Raw genomic sequence first — 17,799 nt, forward strand, 5'->3', positions numbered from 1 at the left:
CCCCCCCACAACGCCCGACTCGACCCGTCACCCACCACCGGGCCGGCCGACGAGCACGCATCCTCGTCGGCCGCCCCGCCCAGAGCCTGCCCTCACCTCACGGGTGGTCACACCCCCGAGGAGACCTCCGCCTTGTCGGCGGCGTCAGCTTTTCCCTCTGCGGCCGCCAGCGCCCGGTTGCGGCGGACGGAGGACCAGAAGGACCAGCCGATCAGGATGACACCGATGGAACCGGTGATGAACTCGTTGATCTCGTACTGGATGGTGATGAGGAGAATCGCGGCGAGGGCACCGATCGCGTAGTGCGCGCCGTGCTCCAGGTAGACGTAGTCGTCGAGGGTGCCCTGGCGGACCAGGTAGACGGTCAGCGACCGGACGTACATCGCGCCGATACCGAGGCCCAGCGCCATCAGGACGATGTCGTTGGTGATGGCGAAGGCGCCGATGACACCGTCGAAGGAGAAGGACGCGTCCAGGACCTCCAGGTAGAGGAACATGAAGAACGCGGCCTTGCCCGCGAGGGCCACGGCCGAACGCGGCTTGCCCTCGCGCTCCGCCGCTTCCTCCGCCTCGTGCTCGCGCTCCTCCTCTTCCTCCAGCTTGTTCTCGAAGAAGCCGGAGAGACCGCCGACGACGAGATACGTGATGAGGCCCGCGAGACCGGAGATCAGAACGGTCTGCGCCTTGTCGACGTGGGCACCGCCGTGCTGGTGGGCCTGTGTCGCGAAGGTCATCGAGGTGATCAGCAGGACGATCATCGCGATGCAGGCCGACAGCATGTCGATCTTGCCGAGCTTGGACAGCGGGCGCTCCAGCCAGCCCAGCCACTTGATGTCCCGGTCCTCGAAGATGAAGTCCAGGAAGATCATCAGCAGGAACATACCGCCGAAGGCCGCGATCGACGGATGGGCGTCGGTCACGTACTGCTCGTACTGGTCCTTGTCCGTGAGGGCCAGATCGACGGCCTCGATCGGACCCATCTGGGCGCTGATGGCGACGATGACGACGGGGAAGACCAGCCGCATACCGAAGACGGCGATCAGGATGCCGATGGTGAGGAAGATCTTCTGCCAGAAGGCATTCATCTTCTTCAGGATCCCGGCGTTGACCACCGCGTTGTCGAACGACAGCGAGATCTCCAGGACGGACAGGATGGCGACGATGCCGAACGCCGCCCATCCTCCGTAGAGAACAGCTGCTACCAAGCCGAGCGCGGTGACCGCGAACGACCAGCCGAAGGTTTTCAGAACCACTGGCTACCCAATCGTGTGTGTACGGGGTTCCCCCGCGCCGCGCGCGGCTTTACGAAACTTTGAACCCGAAGTCTAGTCGGGTACCCCTCGCACCCCACACGGCCCCGGCTTTTGCGCATATCGCGCTACGAGACGTTCACCCCGAAGTCGAGTGCGATGCCCCGCAGGCCGGACGCGTACCCCTGTCCCACGGCGCGGAACTTCCACTCCCCGCCGTAGCGGTAGACCTCGCCGAAGATCATCGCGGTCTCGGTGGAGGCGTCCTCGGACAGGTCGTAGCGGGCGAGTTCCTGGCCGTCGGCCTGGTTGACCACGCGGATGAAGGCGTTGCTGACCTGCCCGAAGGCCTGGCCGCGGTTCTCGGCGTCGTGGATGGAGACCGGAAAGACGATCTTGTCGACGGTGGCCGGCACCCGGGAGAGGTCGATGATCAGCGACTCGTCGTCGCCGTCGCCCTCACCGGTGAGGTTGTCGCCGGTGTGCTCGACCGAGCCGTCCGGGCTCTTGAGGTTGTTGTAGAAGACGAACCACTCGTCCCCCAGCACCCTGCCGCCCTGGCACAGCAGCGCGCTGGCGTCGAGGTCGAAGGGGGCTCCGGTGGTGGTCCGGACGTCCCAGCCGAGTCCGACCAACACTTGTGTGAGGTTCGGCGCGGCCTTGGAGAGGGAGACATTGCCTCCCTTGGCGAGTGTGACGCCCATGGTGCTGGTCCTCCCCGATTTTCGAGCTTCAGTGGCTCAACTGTTCAGTTGTTCCGTACGACGAGGGCGGCCCGCCCTCGTCGTACGAGCGCGTCCGGCGCCGCGGTCGGTGTCGACAGCGGCGCCGGACGTGGTGAGTCGGTGATGCACGGGGGTCCTCCCCCGTGACTCAGACGTTCACACCGAAGTCCTGGGCGATACCGCGCAGGCCCGAGGCGTAGCCCTGGCCGATGGCGCGGAACTTCCACTCGGCCCCGTGCCGGTAGAGCTCACCGAAGACCATGGCGGTCTCGGTGGAGGCGTCCTCGGAGAGGTCGTAGCGGGCGATCTCCGCCTCGCCCGCCTGGTTCACCACGCGGATGAAGGCGTTGCGGACCTGGCCGAAGGACTGCTGACGGTTCTCGGCGTCGTAGATGGAGACCGGGAAGACGATCTTCTCGATCTCGGCCGGGACGGTCGCGAGGTTGACCTTGATCTGCTCGTCGTCGCCCTCGCCCTCACCGGTGAGGTTGTCGCCGGTGTGCTCGACCGAGCCGTCGGGGCTCTTCAGGTTGTTGAAGAAGATGAAGTTGGCGTCGCTGCTGACCTTGCCCGACGAGTCCAGCAGCAGGGCGCTGGCGTCCAGGTCGAAGTCGGTGCCGGTCGTGGTGCGGATGTCCCACCCCAGACCCACGATGACCGCGGTCAGGCCCGGCGCCTCCTTGGTCAGCGATACGTTGCCGCCCTTGCTGAGGCTGACTCCCACGAAGTCCTCCGTTTGGTTTCAGGGGCGGGGAGCCCCGTCGTGCGTTGGTGTCGGATCAACGTGTCGATCCTAGTGACGGGTTCCCGTTCCCCGCAGGGTGTGGAACCGAAGAATCACAAGGTGTCGAGGGCCGCGAGGTACTCGTTCAGGTCGCGGGCGTCGGGCAGGGCGTTGACGACCGACCAGCGGACGAGGCCCTCCTTGTCGACGATGAAGGTGCCGCGCACCGCGCAGCCCTTGTCGGCGTCGAACACGCCGTACGCCCGGGAGACCTCGCCGTGCGGCCAGAAGTCCGACAGCAGCGGGTACTCCAGACCCTCCTGCTCGGCGAAGACCCGCAGCGTGTGGATCGAGTCGTTCGACACGGCCAGCAGCTGCACGTCGTCGTTGACGAACTTCGGGAGGTTGTCCCGCAGCTCGCACAGCTCGCCCGTGCACACCCCGGTGAACGCGAAGGGGTAGAAGAGCACCACCACGTTCTTCTCGCCGCGGAAGTCCGAGAGCTTCACGGTGGCGCCGTGATTGTCCTTGAGCTCGAAGTCGGGGGCCTTGTCACCGACCTGGATCGCCATGATCTACCTGGGTCCCTTCATGGACTGTTCGGGTGACCCAGCCTACGCAACAGACGACAAACCCCTGGAGGGCGGCCCGAAGGGGCCCCCTCCAGGGGGTGGGGAACTGCGTGACGAGTCACGACCGGCTGCGGTCGCCGACGCGCGGAACCCACCGAGCTCTCAGGCGAACCTGCCGAACCAAAGCGGCAGCGTCATGTCACCTCTTGCCGGACTTCGCCGCCTTCGGTGTGACCAGCCGGCTGCCGCTCCAGTCCTTGCCCACGCTGACACTCTTCGACGCGGACAACCCCGCGGTCGTCGCGGCCTCCGAAATGTCGCTGGGCTCCACATAGCCGTCGCGCCCGGTCTTGGGCGTCAGCAGCAGGATCGAGCCACCTTCCTCGATGTACGTGGTGGCGTCCACCAGCACATCCGTCAGGTCGCCGTCGTCGTCTCGGAACCACAGCACGACGGCATCGGCCACGTCGTCGTAGTCCTCGTCGACGAGCTCACTGCCTACGACTTCCTCGATGGACTCGCGGAGCTCCTGGTCGACATCGTCGTCGTAGCCGATCTCCTGGACCACCTGCTCGGGCTGGAACCCCAGCCTCGCGGCAGGGTTCGTCCGCTCCTCCGCGTGGTCCGCGGTCGCGCTCACGGGTTGCCTCCTGATCATGTTCGAGTGGGGTCGCCCCCTGGGAATGAGCCACGCGCGTGCGCGAAGCATTGGCCGTAGTCCACACGGGCGGGACGGATCGCGCAAGTACCCAGCCTTCGAGACCGCCGAAACGGTGACGATCCGGGCTGTGTCACCGCAACTCTCTACGCGGATTCACAGCCTCCCGTGACGCACGCCACACCGTTCTGCCCGTTTTGCGCATTCGGCAACCATCCGGGGGTACGAGCATCGAATACCTTTACTACCTTTGTCGAGCGGGTAATCGCCCTGGTTACCTCTCGGTAGAGATGACGTTTGCGTCCCCGAGGTACACGATGGGGGACGGTGCAGGCAACCAGAGAACCTCCTGAAGAACCCCTGCAGAACCACTGAAGAGCGGCCCTCTGACAGCTAAGGAACAGCGTGGCTTCCGGATCCGATCGCAATCCGATCATCATTGGCGGCCTTCCGAGTCAGGTCCCTGACTTCGATCCCGAGGAGACCCAGGAGTGGCTCGACTCGCTCGACGCCGCCGTGGACGAGCGCGGCCGTGAGCGCGCGCGCTACCTGATGCTCCGGCTCATCGAGCGGGCCCGCGAGAAGCGCGTGGCCGTGCCCGAGATGCGGAGCACGGACTACGTCAACACCATCCCGACCAAGGCCGAGCCGTTCTTCCCCGGCAACGAGGAGATCGAGCGGAAGATCCTCAACGCGACCCGCTGGAACGCCGCCGTGATGGTCTCGCGCGCCCAGCGGCCCGGGATCGGCGTCGGCGGTCACATCGCGACCTTCGCGTCCTCCGCCTCCCTCTACGACGTGGGCTTCAACCACTTCTTCCGCGGCAAGGACGAGGGCGACGGCGGCGACCAGATCTTCTTCCAGGGTCATGCCTCCCCGGGCATCTACGCCCGCGCCTATCTGCTGGACCGGCTCGACAACCGGCAGCTGGACGCGTTCCGCCAGGAGAAGTCCAAGGCGCCGTACGGGCTCTCCAGCTACCCGCACCCGCGCCTGATGCCGGACTTCTGGGAGTTCCCGACCGTGTCCATGGGCCTCGGCCCGCTGGGCGCGATCTTCCAGGCGCGGATGAACCGGTACATGGAGGCGCGCGGTGTCGCGGACACCTCCAAGTCGCATGTCTGGGCGTTCCTCGGTGACGGCGAGATGGACGAGCCGGAGTCGCTCGGCCAGCTCACGATCGCCGCCCGTGAGGGCCTCGACAACCTGACCTTCGTGGTGAACTGCAACCTCCAGCGCCTCGACGGCCCGGTGCGCGGCAACGGCAAGGTCATCCAGGAGCTGGAGTCGGTCTTCCGGGGCGCCGGCTGGAACGTGATCAAGCTGGTCTGGGACCGCTCCTGGGACCCGCTGCTCGCGCAGGACCGCGACGGTGTGCTGGTCAACCGGATGAACACCACGCCGGACGGCCAGTACCAGACGTACGCCACCGAGACCGGCGCGTACATCCGCGACCACTTCTTCGGTGACGACCACCGGCTGCGCGCGATGGTCGAGAACATGACCGACGACCAGATCCTGCACCTGGGCCGCGGCGGTCACGACCACCGCAAGATCTACGCGGCGTACAAGGCGGCCTACGAGCACAAGGGCCAGCCGACGGTCATCCTGGCGAAGACGGTCAAGGGCTGGACCCTGGGGCCGAACTTCGAGGGCCGCAACGCCACGCACCAGATGAAGAAGCTGACGGTCGACGACCTCAAGCGCTTCCGTGACCGGCTGCACCTGCCGATCTCCGACAAGGAGCTGGAGAGCGGGGCTCCGCCGTACTACCACCCCGGGCGGGACTCCGAGGAGATCCAGTACATGCACGACCGCCGCAAGGCGCTCGGCGGGTACGTGCCGACCCGGGTGGTGCGGGCGAAGCCGCTGGCCCTGCCGGACGACAAGACGTACGCGACTGTGAAGAAGGGGTCCGGTCAGCAGTCGATCGCCACGACCATGGCGTTCGTCCGGCTCCTGAAGGACCTCATGCGGGACAAGGAGATCGGCAAGCGCTTCGTGCTGATCGCGCCCGACGAGTACCGCACCTTCGGCATGGACTCGTTCTTCCCGAGCGCGAAGATCTACAACCCGCTCGGCCAGCAGTACGAGGCGGTCGACCGCGATCTGCTGCTCGCGTACAAGGAGTCCCCGACCGGGCAGATGCTGCACGACGGCATCTCGGAGGCGGGCTGCACGGCGTCGCTGATCGCCGCCGGTTCGGCCTACGCCACGCACGGCGAGCCGCTCATCCCGGTCTACGTCTTCTACTCGATGTTCGGTTTCCAGCGCACCGGTGACCAGTTCTGGCAGATGTCCGACCAGCTGGCACGCGGTTTCGTCCTGGGCGCGACCGCCGGGCGTACGACTCTGACCGGCGAGGGTCTGCAGCACGCGGACGGGCACTCGCAACTGCTGGCGTCCACCAACCCGGGCTGTGTCGCGTACGACCCCGCGTTCGGGTACGAGATCGCGCACATCGTGAAGGACGGTCTGCGCCGGATGTACGGCGAGACCGCGGACGGCAAGCCGGGCGAGGACGTCTTCTACTACCTCACCGTCTACAACGAGCCCATCCAGCACCCGGCCGAGCCGGCGGACGTGGACGTCGAGGGCATCCTCAAGGGCATCCACCGCTACCGGGCCGGCGAGGCGGGCTCCGTCCCCGCGCAGATCATCGCCTCCGGTGTCGCGGTGCCGTGGGCGGTCGAGGCGCAGGCGATCCTCGCCGCCGACTGGAACGTCAAGGCGGACGTCTGGTCGGCGACCTCCTGGAACGAGCTGCGCCGCGAGGCGGTCGAGGTGGAGCGGCACAACCTGCTGCACCCCGAGGAGGAGCAGCAGGTCCCGTACGTGACGAAGAAGCTGAGCGGCGCCGAGGGGCCCTTCGTGGCCGTCTCGGACTGGATGCGGTCGGTGCCGGACCAGATCTCGCGCTGGGTGCCGGGCACGTACCAGTCGCTGGGTGCGGACGGCTTCGGCTTCGCGGACACCCGGGGCGCGGCCCGGCGCTTCTTCCACATCGACGCGCAGTCGATCGTGGTCGCGGTGCTGACCGAGCTGGCGCGTGAGGGCAAGGTCGACCGCTCGGTGCTGAAGCAGGCCATCGACCGCTACCAGCTGCTCGACGTGGCCGCGGCGGACCCGGGAGCCGCCGGCGGCGACGCCTAGCATTCGGTCCCTGTGTCAAGGGGTGGTGAACCGGTGGGTTCACCACCCCTTCACGTTTCCTACGATGCCGCCATGAAGCAGCGATCGGTATCGGCACAGCTCCACTGGGAACAGCGCACCCAGCGGCCCCTGCTCGGCCTGGCCCTGGTGTTCGCCGTCGCGTACGCCGTGCCGATCGTCCGGCCGGACGCGAGCGACGAGGTGCAGTGGTGGTGCGAGGTCGCCGAGTGGGGGGTGTGGAGCGCGTTCGCCCTCGACTACCTCATCCGGCTCCTCCTCGCGGAGCGGCGGTGGGAGTTCGTACGGTCGCGGTGGCTGGACCTGGCGGCCGTGGTGCTGCCCATGATCCAGCCGCTGCGGCTGCTGCGGGTGGTGGCGACGCTGCTGCTGGTGGGGCAGCGGGCGCGGATGGCCTCGCAGATAAGGCTCACCACGTATGTCGGCGGGGCGGTCGTCGGGCTGCTGATGTTCGGGTCGCTGGCGGTGCTGTCCGTGGAACGGGACGCTCCCGACGGGAACATCGAGACGCTGGACGACGCGGTGTGGTGGTCGTTCACGACGATGACGACCGTGGGGTACGGGGACCACGCGCCCACGACCGGGCTGGGGCGGGTGCTGGCGGTCGGGCTGATGCTGTCCGGGATCGCCCTGCTGGGTGTGGTGACCGCGAACATCGCGGCGTGGTTCATAGCGCGGTTCGAGAAGGACGACGCGGAGGAGCGGCGGCAGACGGCCGCGATAACCGAACTGGCCGAGGAGGTTCGGTTGTTGCGGGCGGAGGTGGCGTCGTTGAAGTCGGTGTCCGCGTCCGCGGAGGGGGTGCGTGAGCGGCGCCGGTGACCGTGGGGGTGGGGATGGGGCGCGTTGTCGGGTGCGGGTCCGGTGAGGGCTGGTCGCGCAGTTCCCCGCGCCCTGAAAAGCAGGGGTGCGGGTGCGCGAGAAGCCCCACGCACCCGCACCCCGCAACGAACCCGTCCCCCCTACGGCGCGACCCGGGTCAGAAGACACCCACTCCCGACCCTGCCGCGCCCGACAGCCAGATGATGGCCAGGAGGGTGTCGATGGCACCCAGAACGACCGCGATGATCGCAGGGACGGGGCGGGCGCCGGACCAGGTGCGGTTCATGGCCAGCCAGCCGCAGAGGATCGCCACAGGTCCGAGGACGATGCCCAGGACGAAGAATCCGGCGATCGCGCAGATGACTCCGATGATCCCGAGGGTCGCGCGATCCGGCCCGCTCCGTGACCACGTCCGGCCACGTGATCGGGGGTGCCTGCGCGTACCGTGTCCGAAGCCCGCCATAGTCAACAACTCCCTGAACCTCGCGGTCAGTTCGAGTACGACGTGGCGAGTACCCCTGCGGAGTGGTTGAAACCAGGGAAGGTCGGCGGAGCCGAGCTGCGCGCGCTGCCCCCCTCCGGCAGCGCGCCGCAGACCCCCGGGTCGCTCCGCGGTCGAACGACCATGCCGTGCGGAGGACTTGACCCACTGTGACCTGCGGCGCGTACCGGGTGGAAGCGATCTTTAGCGTTGTCACCCTGATAGGCGAACGCGGGCGGAAACCCGCGCGTGAAGCAGTGGCGGAGCTGTTAGATGTGCGCCGCTCCGGCCCCGGCCTCGGCGTTGACGCCGCGCTTGGTCAGGAACGCCACGAGGACGGCGACCGCGGCGACCCCGGCGGCCACGAGGGACGCCAGGCTCATGCCGGAGATGAACGTGTCGTGCGCGACCGTGGTGATCTTCGCGGCGATCTCCGCCGGAGTGCCCTCGGCGACCGGCGCGGCGCCCTGCTGGACGGCCTGCTTGGCCTGGGCGAGCTGGGCCTCGTCGAGTGGCGGAAGTCCGGCGTCCTTCCAGTTGCCCGCGAAGTCGCTGTCCACCTTGGACGTCATCACGGCGCCCAGTACGGCCGTACCGAGGCTGCCGCCGATCTGCATCGCGGCCTGCTGGAGACCGCCCGCGACCCCGGACAGCTCCAGGGGCGCGTTGCCGACGATGACCTCGGTGGCGCCGACCATCACCGGGGCGAGGCCGAGGCCGAGGAGGGCGAACCAGAGGGACATCACGGCGCTGCCGGTGTCGGTCTGAAGCGTCGACATGCCGTACATGGCGATGGCGGTGAGGGCCATGCCGCCCGCCAGCGGGATACGCGGTCCGGCCTTGGTGATCAGCGCGCCGGCGAGCGGCGAGCCGACGATCATCATGCCGGTGAGCGGGAGCAGGTGCAGACCCGCGTCGATGGGGCTCATGCCGTGCACGTTCTGAAGGTAGAACGTCACGAAGAACAGGCCGCCCATGAAGGCGATGGCCATCAGGACCATCAGGACGACACCCGCCGAGAGCGGTACGGAGCGGAAGAGGGCCAGCGGGACGAGCGGCTCCTTCACCTTCGTCTCCCAGAAGGCGAAGAGGACGAAGCCGACGACGGAGACGACCAGGAAGGTCCAGGTCTGGCCGTCGCCCCAGCCCCACTCCGGGGCCTTGATGAGCGCCCAGACCAGGCAGAACATGGCGCCGGAGAGCAGGACGATGCCCAGGACGTCGAAGGAGCGCGGGGCGTTCTCGGCGCGGTGGTCCAGCAGGATCCAGGCACCCAGGGCCACCGCGAGGACGCCGACCGGGACGTTGATCCAGAACACCGACTGCCAGCTGACGTTCTCCACGAGGAAGCCGCCGAGGATCGGGCCGCCCGCGGTGGAGGCGCCGATGACCATGCCCCAGATGCCGATCGCCATGTTCAGCTTCTCGGCGGGGAAGGTGGCACGCAGCAGGCCGAGCGCGGCCGGCATCAGCAGCGCGCCGAACAGGCCCTGGAAGACACGGAAGGTCACCACGAAGGCGACCGAGTCCGACAGGCCGATGGCCCCGGAGGCGGCGGCGAAGCCGACCACGCCTATCAGGAAGGTCTGGCGGTGGCCGAAGCGGTCGCCCAGCTTGCCCGCGGTGATGAGCGTGACGGCGAGGGCGAGGAAGTACGCGTTGGTGATCCACTGGACATCGGCCCAGGTGGCACCCAGATCCTTGGCGATGGCCGGGTTGGCGATGGCCACGATGGTGCCGTCGAGGGCGACCATCATGACGCCGACGGCCACGGTGAGGAGGGTGAACCAGGGATGGCCGCGCAGGCCCCGGCCCTGGTTCGTCGTCGGGTCCGACGGGACGCCTGGCGCCTTGTCCCCCGGTCCCGTCTTGTCGACAGTGGTCTGACTAGTCATGCGGCGAGGCTAATGACAGCCACTGACAATTGACAAACGAGTTCACAAGTCGGTAACTGTCACGTCACTCGCAGGGGCGGGTGGAAACGAGGGTTCATGGAGACGGCGGCGGCGCAGGAGCGGCCCGGGCTGCGCGAACGCAAGAAGCAGCGCACCCATGACGCGCTGCTGCGGGCGGCTCTGGAACTGTTCACGACGCGGGGCTACGAGGCGACGACGGTCGACGAGATCGCCGAGGCCGTCGATGTGTCGCAGCGCACCTTCTTCCGCTACTTCGCGGGCAAGGAGGAGGCCGCGCTCGCGCTCATGAGCCTCACCCACGAGCACTTCCTGGAGGCGATGCGCGCCCGGCCGGCGCACGAGGCCCCGCTGGAGGCGATGCGCAACGCCGTCCTGGAGGGCTGGGACGCCTTCGGCGCGGTCGTCGAGCAGGTCGTTCCGCTCGACCTCCATCTGCGCGCGTACGGCATGGTCGAGTCGACGCCCGCGCTGCTGGCCGCGCATCTGCGCCGGGCGGACGAGATGGGGCGGCAGATCGAGCGGGTCATCGCCGAGCGCGAGGGGCTCGACGAGAGCGACCCCCGGCCGCGCGTGGCGGTGGCGGTGTTCGCCGGTGTGATGCGCGTCACCGAGCGGCTGTGGGCGCTGGGCGACGACCTCAGCATGGAGGCGATGCGCGAGCTGACCGCCGCTCACCTGGACGCCCTGCGACCCTCGCTGGCCGAAAAGTGGCGTACTGACTGAAACACGCCAACGAAGACGCCACCGGGAGCTTCTCTGCGCACCGTACGGAAGGGGCGTGATCGAAACGTGATCCCCCTCACTCGGTTAACGCGAGACCCTTCCGTTCTCTTAGTGTGTCCTTTCAGTGACTTCCTTCGACTCCTCCCCGCAACTGAACGTCTGGCGCGCAGTGCTGGCGCTGGCCGTGGTTTTCGTGATGCTGGCGACCACCGGTTGGACCGCGATCCGCAGCCACCGAGAGAAGTCGCCGCTCCAGGCGTCGCTCTCCGCGTGGCAGAGCGGACACCTCGACGGCCGTGAACTGCCGGACGCCGAATCGCCCCCGCGCCGCCTCGCGGGCTTCTTCGCCTCGCTCACCGCGCAGCAGCGCACCCGGCTCGTCCACCGCTACCCGCTCGCGGTCGGCAACATGAACGGCGCGCCCGTCCAACTGCGTTACCGGGCCAACCGCATCGCGCTGAAGCAGCAGAGCCGGCACGAACGCGAACGCATGCACGACAAACGACTCTCCGAGACCGGCCGGTTCGAGGCCGGCCGCCGGATGCACCGCTTCGACATGCTGGCCGTGCAGAAGCGGCACATCCTCGCCTTCGACCCCGAGGGCAACGGCCGGGTCGCCGAGGTCTTCGGCAACCTCGACAAGGCCGAGCGCGTCTCGGTCGTCGTCCCCGGCGTCGACACCAACGTGATCAACTTCCAGCGCACCAACCGCCGGTACTCGGCCCCCGTCGGCATGGCCGAATCGCTCTACGACGCTGAACGCGCGGCGAGCCGCGGGACGCGTACGGCCGTCATCGCCTGGGCCGACTACACCGCGCCCGACGGCCTCGGCCTGGACTCGGCGACCGCGCTGCGGGCCGAACAGGGCTCGGTCCGGCTGAACGCGTTGGTGCGGAACCTGCCGGGCGACTCCACGGTCGCGCTGGTGTGCCACAGCTACGGCTCCGTGGTGTGCGGGGTCGCCGCGCGCTCGCTGCCGTCGCGGGTCACCGACATCGCGGTAGCGGGCAGCCCCGGCATGCGTGCCGAGACGGTCGGCCAGCTGCGGACGGCGGCCCGGGTGTGGGCCATGCGGGACGCCGACGACTGGGTCCAGGACGTGCCCTACCTGGAGGTCGGCGGGCTCGGCCACGGCGCCGACCCGGTCTCCCCGGAGTTCGGGGCGCGCATTCTGTCGGCGGCCGACGCCCGGGGGCACAGCGGCTACTTCGAGCCGGGCACGGAGAGCCTCCACAACTTCGCCGAGATCGGCATCGGCGCGTACGAGTCGGTGCGGTGCGCGCGGGAGAACGACGCGTGTCTGACAGGTCTGTCCGACAGCGCTGCGGCCTGACGCGCGTAGAGGAGGGTAAAAGTGCGGTTCGCCTCGGTCGGGACTTCCCCGCGTCACCCGCATACGATGAGCCGCATGGGTGACGTACTGGCCGGATTTCATGCCGCCTGGGAGTTCGAGTCCGACTCCGTGCTCATCCGCTTCGAACGGGGGATCCGCACGCCGAAGCTCTTCCAGGCGCTCGGTGAGCGGCGCATCCCCCTGGAGGCGATCGCGGGGGTTTCACTGACACCCGGGAAGCGGGGCACCGTCGTACTGCGTGCCGTCCCGCGACCGGGCGCCGATCCGCTGATGGAGGCGGCGGCCGACCAGCTCAAGGAGGGCTCCGACCCGTACCGGCTGGTGCTGCCGGCCGAACGGGAGACGCTCGCGGAGTACTACGCCGACGAACTGCGGGCCCGGCTGACCGGGTCGGATCCCGTCGACCGCTTCCTGGTGGCGGCTCCGGAGGTGCCGCTGCAGTTCAAGGCGTACGACGGCAAGGCGTCGTTCGACGGGCGGTCGGTGTCGTTCCGATGGTTCTGGACGGGCGCGTCGTCGGCGAAGTGGAAGGCCGGGGACCAGAGTTTTCCGGTGAGTGCGCTCGGTGGGGTCGAGTGGCGGTCGCCGGAGCTGTTCGAGGGGTACCTGCGGCTGCTGCGCCGCGACGCGTCCGGGGAGCGGCCGGCTCAGCCGGACCATGATCCGGCCGCGGTCGTGTTCGGGCTCGGGTACGGGCCGGTCCACGAGTCGTTGCCGTTCGCTGCCGCGGTCCTCGCCGCGGTGCGCTCCGCAGGGGGTGCGGGCGCCGGGGTGGCACCCTCCGACGCGGGGGCCCGGCGGGATCCGGCCGACATCGCCGACCGGATCCGGCACCTCGGGGAGTTGCACGAGGCGGGGCTGGTCACTGATGAGGAGTTCAGTGTGAAGAAGGCGGAGTTGCTGGCTGAGCTTTAGCCATGCGCCGTTCGTGGGGAGTTCCGTGGAGCAGTGACGGTGCGTCGTGGCTGATCGCGCCCACGCGGCGGAGCCGCAAATCGACACAGCCCCGCGCCCCTGAGCGCACTGCGGTACCCCCGCCCGAGAAGTCGGCCCTACTCCCTGCCCGCCGAGGTGAAGCGCATGTCCGCGTAGCGGTCGCCCGCGACCTCGGCCGCGATCGGTTCCAGGAGGGCCATGTCCTCCTCGCCCAGGACGATGCCCGTCGCCGCCACGTTCTCCTCCACCCTCGCCGGCTTGCGGGTGCCCGGGATCGGGACGACCGGCAGGCCGTGCACGGCGGCCTGCCGGTGGACCCAGGCCAGGGCCGTCTGGCCGAGGGTGGCGCCGTGGGCCTCGGCGACCTTGCGGACGGGGTCCAGGAGGGCCGCGTTGGCGGCTGCGTTGTCGCCGGTGAAGCGGGGCTGCTGACGACGGAAGTCGTCGGCGGTGAGGTCTTCGGCCTTGGCGAAGGAGCCGGTGAGGAAGCCGCGACCGAGCGGGGAGTAGGCGACGAGGGTGACGTCGAGCTCACGGGCCGCGGGGACCACGTTCGCCTCGATGTCACGGCTGAAGAGCGACCACTCGGACTGCAGGGCGGCGATGGGGTGCACGGTGTGCGCGGCGCGGAGTTCGGCGGCCGTGACCTCGCTCAGGCCCAGCTGCTTCACCTTGCCCTCGCGGACCAGATCGGCCATGACGCCGACGGTCTCCTCGATGGGCACGCCCACGTCGCGGCGGTGCATGTAGTAGAGGTCGATCACGTCGACGTCGAGACGGCGCAGGCTTCCCTCGACGGACTCCCGGATGTGGGCGGCGTCGTTGCGGATGATCCGTTTCGTCGGGTCGTCGGGGTCGATGGCCAGACCGAACTTGGTGGCGACCACGACCTCGTCCCGGTGCGCCTTGAAGAAGGGGGACAGGAACCTCTCGTTCTCCCCGGCGCCGTACGCGTGGGCCGTGTCGTACAGCGTGACGCCCAGTTCCAGCGCGCGCTCCAGGGTGGCCCTGGACTCCGCCGCGTCCGAGGGGCCGTACGCGAAGCTCATGCCCATGCAGCCGAGGCCCTGCATTCCGACCTCGGGGCCGTCGGCGCCCAGCCGTGCCTTGGCGATCCTGCCGTTCGTCATCGGTGGTCTCCTTCGTGGATACCCCGGCCTTCAGGCCGGGGAGGGAACGAAGCCCTGCGGAGCAGGGCGGGGAGAGCCCGGTTCGCCGCCAGGGCGGACCGGCGTGCACCGGTCACCGGCCGACACCCGCCGCTCACACGGAACTTGATACGGTGTGAGGCGTGACGCAGCAGGTCAAGCGGGCTTTCAAGTACCGCTTTTACCCCACGGACGAGCAGGCGGCTGAGCTGTCCCGCACGTTCGGCTGCGTCCGCCTCGTCTACAACAAAGCGCTGGAGGAGCGGACTCGGGCGTGGTACGGCGAGCAGCGCCGCGTCTCCTACGTGCAGTCGTCGGCCGCGCTGACGGAGTGGAAGAAGACCGAGGAACTCGCCTTCCTGACGGAGGTGTCCTCTGTCCCGCTCCAGCAGGCGCTGCGCCATCTCCAGACGGCGTTCGGGAACTTCTTCGCCAAGCGTGCCCAGTACCCCCGGTACAAGAGCCGGAAGAAGTCGCGCGCCTCGGCCGAGTACACCCGCAGCGCCTTCAAGTGGCGCGACGGCAGGCTGACGCTCGCGAAGACGGCGGAGCCGCTGGACATCCGCTGGTCGCGCCCTCTTCCCGAAGGTGCGGAGCCGACCACGGCGACGGTGTCCCGCGATGCGGCGGGCCGCTGGTTCGTGTCCCTGCTGTGCGAGGACACGATCGCCCCGGCTCCCGCCACCGCGAACGCGGTCGGCCTGGACGCCGGGATCACCTCCCTGATGACGCTGTCCACCGGGGAGAAAATCACCAACCCCCGGCACGAGCGGCGGGACCGCGCCCGCCTGGCCCGCGTGCAGCGTGAGCTGTCGCGGAAGGCGAAGGGCTCCGCGAACCGGGAGAAAGCCCGCCGCGAGGTCGCGCGCGTGCACGCGCGGATCGCCGACCGGCGCCGCGACTTCCTGCACAAGCTGTCGACTCGACTCGTCCGCGAGAACCAAACGGTCGTGATCGAGGACCTCACCGTCCGCAACCTGCTGAAGAACGGCAAGCTCGCACGCGCCATCAGCGACGCGTCGTGGACGGAACTGCGCTCCATGCTGGAGTACAAGTGCGCCTGGTACGGGCGCGAACTCGTCGTGATCGACCGCTGGTTCCCCAGCTCCAAGCTGTGCGGGACCTGCGGCACGATCGCGGTGAAGATGCCGCTGAACGTCCGCGAGTGGACATGCGACTGCGGCACGGTGCATGACCGCGATGTGAACGCGGCGCGCAACATCCTGGCCGCCGGGCTGGCGGCGTCTGCCTGTGGAGACGGCGTAAGACCTCAACGGGAGTCCTCCCGGACGGGGCGGTCGTCGGTGAAGCAGGAACCCCAGCGGGCGACCGCTGGAATCCCCCGCCTCTAGGCGGGGGAGGAAGTCAAGAAGCCCTCTCAGACGCCAGGGCCCGCCCGGCGTCAGCGTAGAAGTTGATCTTTCGGTCGAGCACGCTCAGGGTGTCCTGCAGCTCGGCGATCCGGGACAGCACGTCGTCCCGGGTCGACTTGAGCAGGTCGAAGCGCTCGGTGTAGGTGTGGTCGCCCTCGCGCACCAGCTCGGCGTAGCGGACCATGTCGGCGACCGGCATACCGGTGAGCCGGAGCTTGCCCACGAGGTCGAGCCAGTCGAGGTCGCGGTTGCGGTAGCGGCGCTGGCCGGTGTGGGAGCGGTCGATGTGCGGCATCAGCCCGATCCGCTCGTACCAGCGCAGGGTGTGCGCCGTCAGCCCGGTGAGGTCGACCACCTCGCTGATCGTGTATCTGTCCTGCCCGTCCGGCCGACGCGGCTTGAGCGGCGGACCGGCGCAACTGTCGGCACCGGCAGCACTCGTGGCACTCTCGACACTCGTCGTACTCGTGGTCTCCATCACCGTCATGACCACCACGCTAAAACCTTGGAGTGCGCTCGAAGCAAGCGAAACAGGTGAGAAAACGCGAGGACTTGACGTGATCTCGCTGGCTAGCGTGCGGACATGAGTCTCGTACGACGTGCCACGGCCGCGGACGCGGCGGAAGTGCTCCGGCTGCGCCAAGTGATGATCGACTCGATGGGGCCCCCGGGAGACGGCGGTCCCACCGACTGGCACACCGAGTCCCTGCCGGTCCTGCGGCGCCGCCTCGACGGCCCCGACGGGGAGTTCGCGGCCTTCGTCGTCGACCATCCGGAGCGGCCCGACGCGCTGGCGGCGCTGGTGGTGGGGACGGTCGACTACCGGATCGGCAAGCCCGGCAACCCGCGGGGCGCGGTCGGGCACGTCTTCAGCGTGGCCACCGACCCGGACTGCCGGCGCCGGGGGTACGCCCGCGCCTGTATGGAGGCCCTCGTCGAGTGGTTCCGCGAGGTCGGCGCCGGATACGTCCATCTGACCGCCTCCGCCGAGGCCGAGCCGCTGTACGCGTCACTGGGTTTCCGGCGCAGGCCCGACCCCTTGATGCAGCTGAACCTCTGAGCCGCTTAGGCTCGTGCACATGTCTCTGCAGAGCCTCGCCGTGATCGAGAACTGGCCGGTTCCCACCGCCGCCGCCGCTGTCGTGCGGGCGGACGGCACCGTCCTCGGGACCCACGGGCCCCTCGGGCACCGCTTCCCGCTGGCCTCGGTCACCAAGCCGCTCGCCGCGTACGCCGCCCTGGTCGCGTACGAGGAGGGGGCGATCGAGCTGGACGAGGCGGCGGGCCCGGCCGGGTCGACCGTGCGGCATCTGCTGGCGCACACCTCGGGGCTGGCCTTCGACGAGCACCGGGTGACGGCTCCGCCCGGGGAACGGCGGCTGTACTCCAACGCCGGCTTCGAGGTGCTCGGGGACCATGTGGCCAAGGCGGCGGACATCCCGTTCGCGGAGTACGCGCGGCAGGCGGTGCTCGAACCGCTCGGGATGACGTCCACCTCGCTCGACGGCTCCCCGGCGAAGGACGGCGTCTCGACCGTCGAGGACCTGATGCGGTTCGCCGCGGAGGTGCAGGCACCCCGGCTGCTGGACCCCCGGACGGTCGCGGCGGCGATGACCGTGCAGTACCCGGGCACCAAGGGCGTCCTGCCGGGCTACGGACACCAGAACCCCAACGACTGGGGGCTCGGCTTCGAGATCCGGGACTCCAAGTCGCCGCACTGGACGGGCACTTCGTCGTCGCCGGGGACCTTCGGGCACTTCGGGCAGTCGGGGACGTTCCTGTGGATCGACCCCGTCGCCGGGCTGGCGTGCGTCGCGTTGACGGACCGGGCGTTCGGGCCGTGGGCGGTCGAGGCGTGGACCCCGTTCACGGACGCTGTGCTCGCCGAGGTCGGGAACCGTGCCTGATTCGTGAAGGAAGCGACAACTCTTCCACGGAAAGGGTGG

General features: G+C 68.9%; 17 protein-coding genes. 8 read left to right on the forward strand and 9 right to left on the reverse strand.

What is annotated here, in order from left to right; translation table 11 throughout:
* Positions 1-107: 107 nt before the first annotated feature.
* The 5 genes from RM704_RS34330 to RM704_RS34350 form a co-directional block, all read right to left on the reverse strand.
* Positions 108-1,253, reverse strand: a complete 1,146-nt coding sequence (locus RM704_RS34330; protein ID WP_033527291.1) for a DUF475 domain-containing protein — start codon at positions 1,251-1,253, stop codon at positions 108-110.
* Positions 1,254-1,378: 125 nt separating this feature from the next.
* Positions 1,379-1,954, reverse strand: coding sequence for a TerD family protein (locus tag RM704_RS34335; RefSeq protein ID WP_033527290.1), 576 nt, complete (start codon positions 1,952-1,954; stop codon positions 1,379-1,381).
* A 169-nt stretch (positions 1,955-2,123) separates the two neighbouring features.
* Entirely contained in the window at positions 2,124-2,699 is a 576-nt protein-coding gene (locus RM704_RS34340; protein ID WP_033527289.1) for a calcium homeostasis/redox stress adaptation protein, read from the reverse strand.
* A 113-nt stretch (positions 2,700-2,812) separates the two neighbouring features.
* Positions 2,813-3,271, reverse strand: a complete 459-nt coding sequence (locus RM704_RS34345; RefSeq protein ID WP_033527288.1) for a peroxiredoxin — start codon at positions 3,269-3,271, stop codon at positions 2,813-2,815.
* Positions 3,272-3,470: 199 nt separating this feature from the next.
* Positions 3,471-3,911 carry a DUF3052 domain-containing protein gene (locus RM704_RS34350; protein WP_033527287.1) on the reverse strand — a complete coding sequence of 147 codons (441 nt, stop codon included), beginning with the start codon at positions 3,909-3,911 and terminating at the stop codon, positions 3,471-3,473.
* 423 nt (positions 3,912-4,334) lie between these two features.
* On the opposite strand from RM704_RS34350, the gene aceE reads away from it, so the two are divergent.
* Together aceE and RM704_RS34360 are read left to right on the forward strand one after the other, a co-directional pair.
* Complete coding sequence (gene aceE, locus RM704_RS34355; protein WP_033527286.1) at positions 4,335-7,082, forward strand: pyruvate dehydrogenase (acetyl-transferring), homodimeric type; 2,748 nt, start codon at positions 4,335-4,337, stop codon at positions 7,080-7,082.
* A gap of 72 nt (positions 7,083-7,154) precedes the next feature.
* Positions 7,155-7,922, forward strand: coding sequence for a potassium channel family protein (locus tag RM704_RS34360; RefSeq protein ID WP_033527285.1), 768 nt, complete (start codon positions 7,155-7,157; stop codon positions 7,920-7,922).
* A gap of 157 nt (positions 7,923-8,079) precedes the next feature.
* Here RM704_RS34360 and RM704_RS34365 read toward each other — a convergent pair whose 3' ends face one another.
* Both RM704_RS34365 and RM704_RS34370 read right to left on the reverse strand, forming a co-directional pair.
* Positions 8,080-8,385: a hypothetical protein gene (locus RM704_RS34365; RefSeq protein WP_033527284.1), complete on the reverse strand. Its 306-nt coding sequence runs from the start codon at positions 8,383-8,385 to the stop codon at positions 8,080-8,082.
* A gap of 287 nt (positions 8,386-8,672) precedes the next feature.
* Positions 8,673-10,298: an MFS transporter gene (locus RM704_RS34370; RefSeq protein ID WP_033527283.1), complete on the reverse strand. Its 1,626-nt coding sequence runs from the start codon at positions 10,296-10,298 to the stop codon at positions 8,673-8,675.
* A gap of 96 nt (positions 10,299-10,394) precedes the next feature.
* Here RM704_RS34370 and RM704_RS34375 point away from each other — a divergent pair, with 96 nt between their 5' ends.
* From RM704_RS34375 to RM704_RS34385, 3 genes are all read left to right on the forward strand, one after another.
* Complete coding sequence (locus RM704_RS34375) at positions 10,395-11,042, forward strand: TetR family transcriptional regulator (RefSeq protein ID WP_033527282.1); 648 nt, start codon at positions 10,395-10,397, stop codon at positions 11,040-11,042.
* Positions 11,043-11,166: 124 nt separating this feature from the next.
* Positions 11,167-12,375, forward strand: a complete 1,209-nt coding sequence (locus RM704_RS34380; RefSeq protein WP_033527281.1) for an alpha/beta hydrolase — start codon at positions 11,167-11,169, stop codon at positions 12,373-12,375.
* 75 nt (positions 12,376-12,450) lie between these two features.
* A complete protein-coding gene (locus RM704_RS34385) occupies positions 12,451-13,311 on the forward strand; it encodes a DUF4429 domain-containing protein (protein WP_033527280.1) in 861 nt (286 codons plus the stop codon).
* 137 nt (positions 13,312-13,448) lie between these two features.
* Here RM704_RS34385 and RM704_RS34390 read toward each other — a convergent pair whose 3' ends face one another.
* Complete coding sequence (locus tag RM704_RS34390; protein WP_033527279.1) at positions 13,449-14,462, reverse strand: aldo/keto reductase; 1,014 nt, start codon at positions 14,460-14,462, stop codon at positions 13,449-13,451.
* 161 nt (positions 14,463-14,623) lie between these two features.
* Between RM704_RS34390 and RM704_RS34395 the strand changes: the two genes are divergently transcribed.
* Entirely contained in the window at positions 14,624-15,832 is a 1,209-nt protein-coding gene (locus tag RM704_RS34395; protein ID WP_033527278.1) for an RNA-guided endonuclease InsQ/TnpB family protein, read from the forward strand.
* Positions 15,833-15,845: 13 nt separating this feature from the next.
* On the opposite strand, the gene RM704_RS34400 is transcribed toward RM704_RS34395, so the two are convergent.
* Entirely contained in the window at positions 15,846-16,340 is a 495-nt protein-coding gene (locus tag RM704_RS34400; RefSeq protein ID WP_033527488.1) for a MerR family transcriptional regulator, read from the reverse strand.
* Between the two features lie 96 nt (positions 16,341-16,436).
* Between RM704_RS34400 and RM704_RS34405 the strand changes: the two genes are divergently transcribed.
* Together RM704_RS34405 and RM704_RS34410 are read left to right on the forward strand one after the other, a co-directional pair.
* Positions 16,437-16,913: a GNAT family N-acetyltransferase gene (locus RM704_RS34405; RefSeq protein ID WP_033527277.1), complete on the forward strand. Its 477-nt coding sequence runs from the start codon at positions 16,437-16,439 to the stop codon at positions 16,911-16,913.
* Between the two features lie 19 nt (positions 16,914-16,932).
* Positions 16,933-17,760, forward strand: coding sequence for a serine hydrolase domain-containing protein (locus RM704_RS34410; protein WP_033527276.1), 828 nt, complete (start codon positions 16,933-16,935; stop codon positions 17,758-17,760).
* Positions 17,761-17,799: the final 39 nt, after the last annotated feature.

Source organism: Streptomyces gottesmaniae, from assembly GCF_031845845.1.
GTDB classification, from domain to species: Bacteria; Actinomycetota; Actinomycetes; order Streptomycetales; family Streptomycetaceae; genus Streptomyces; species Streptomyces akebiae.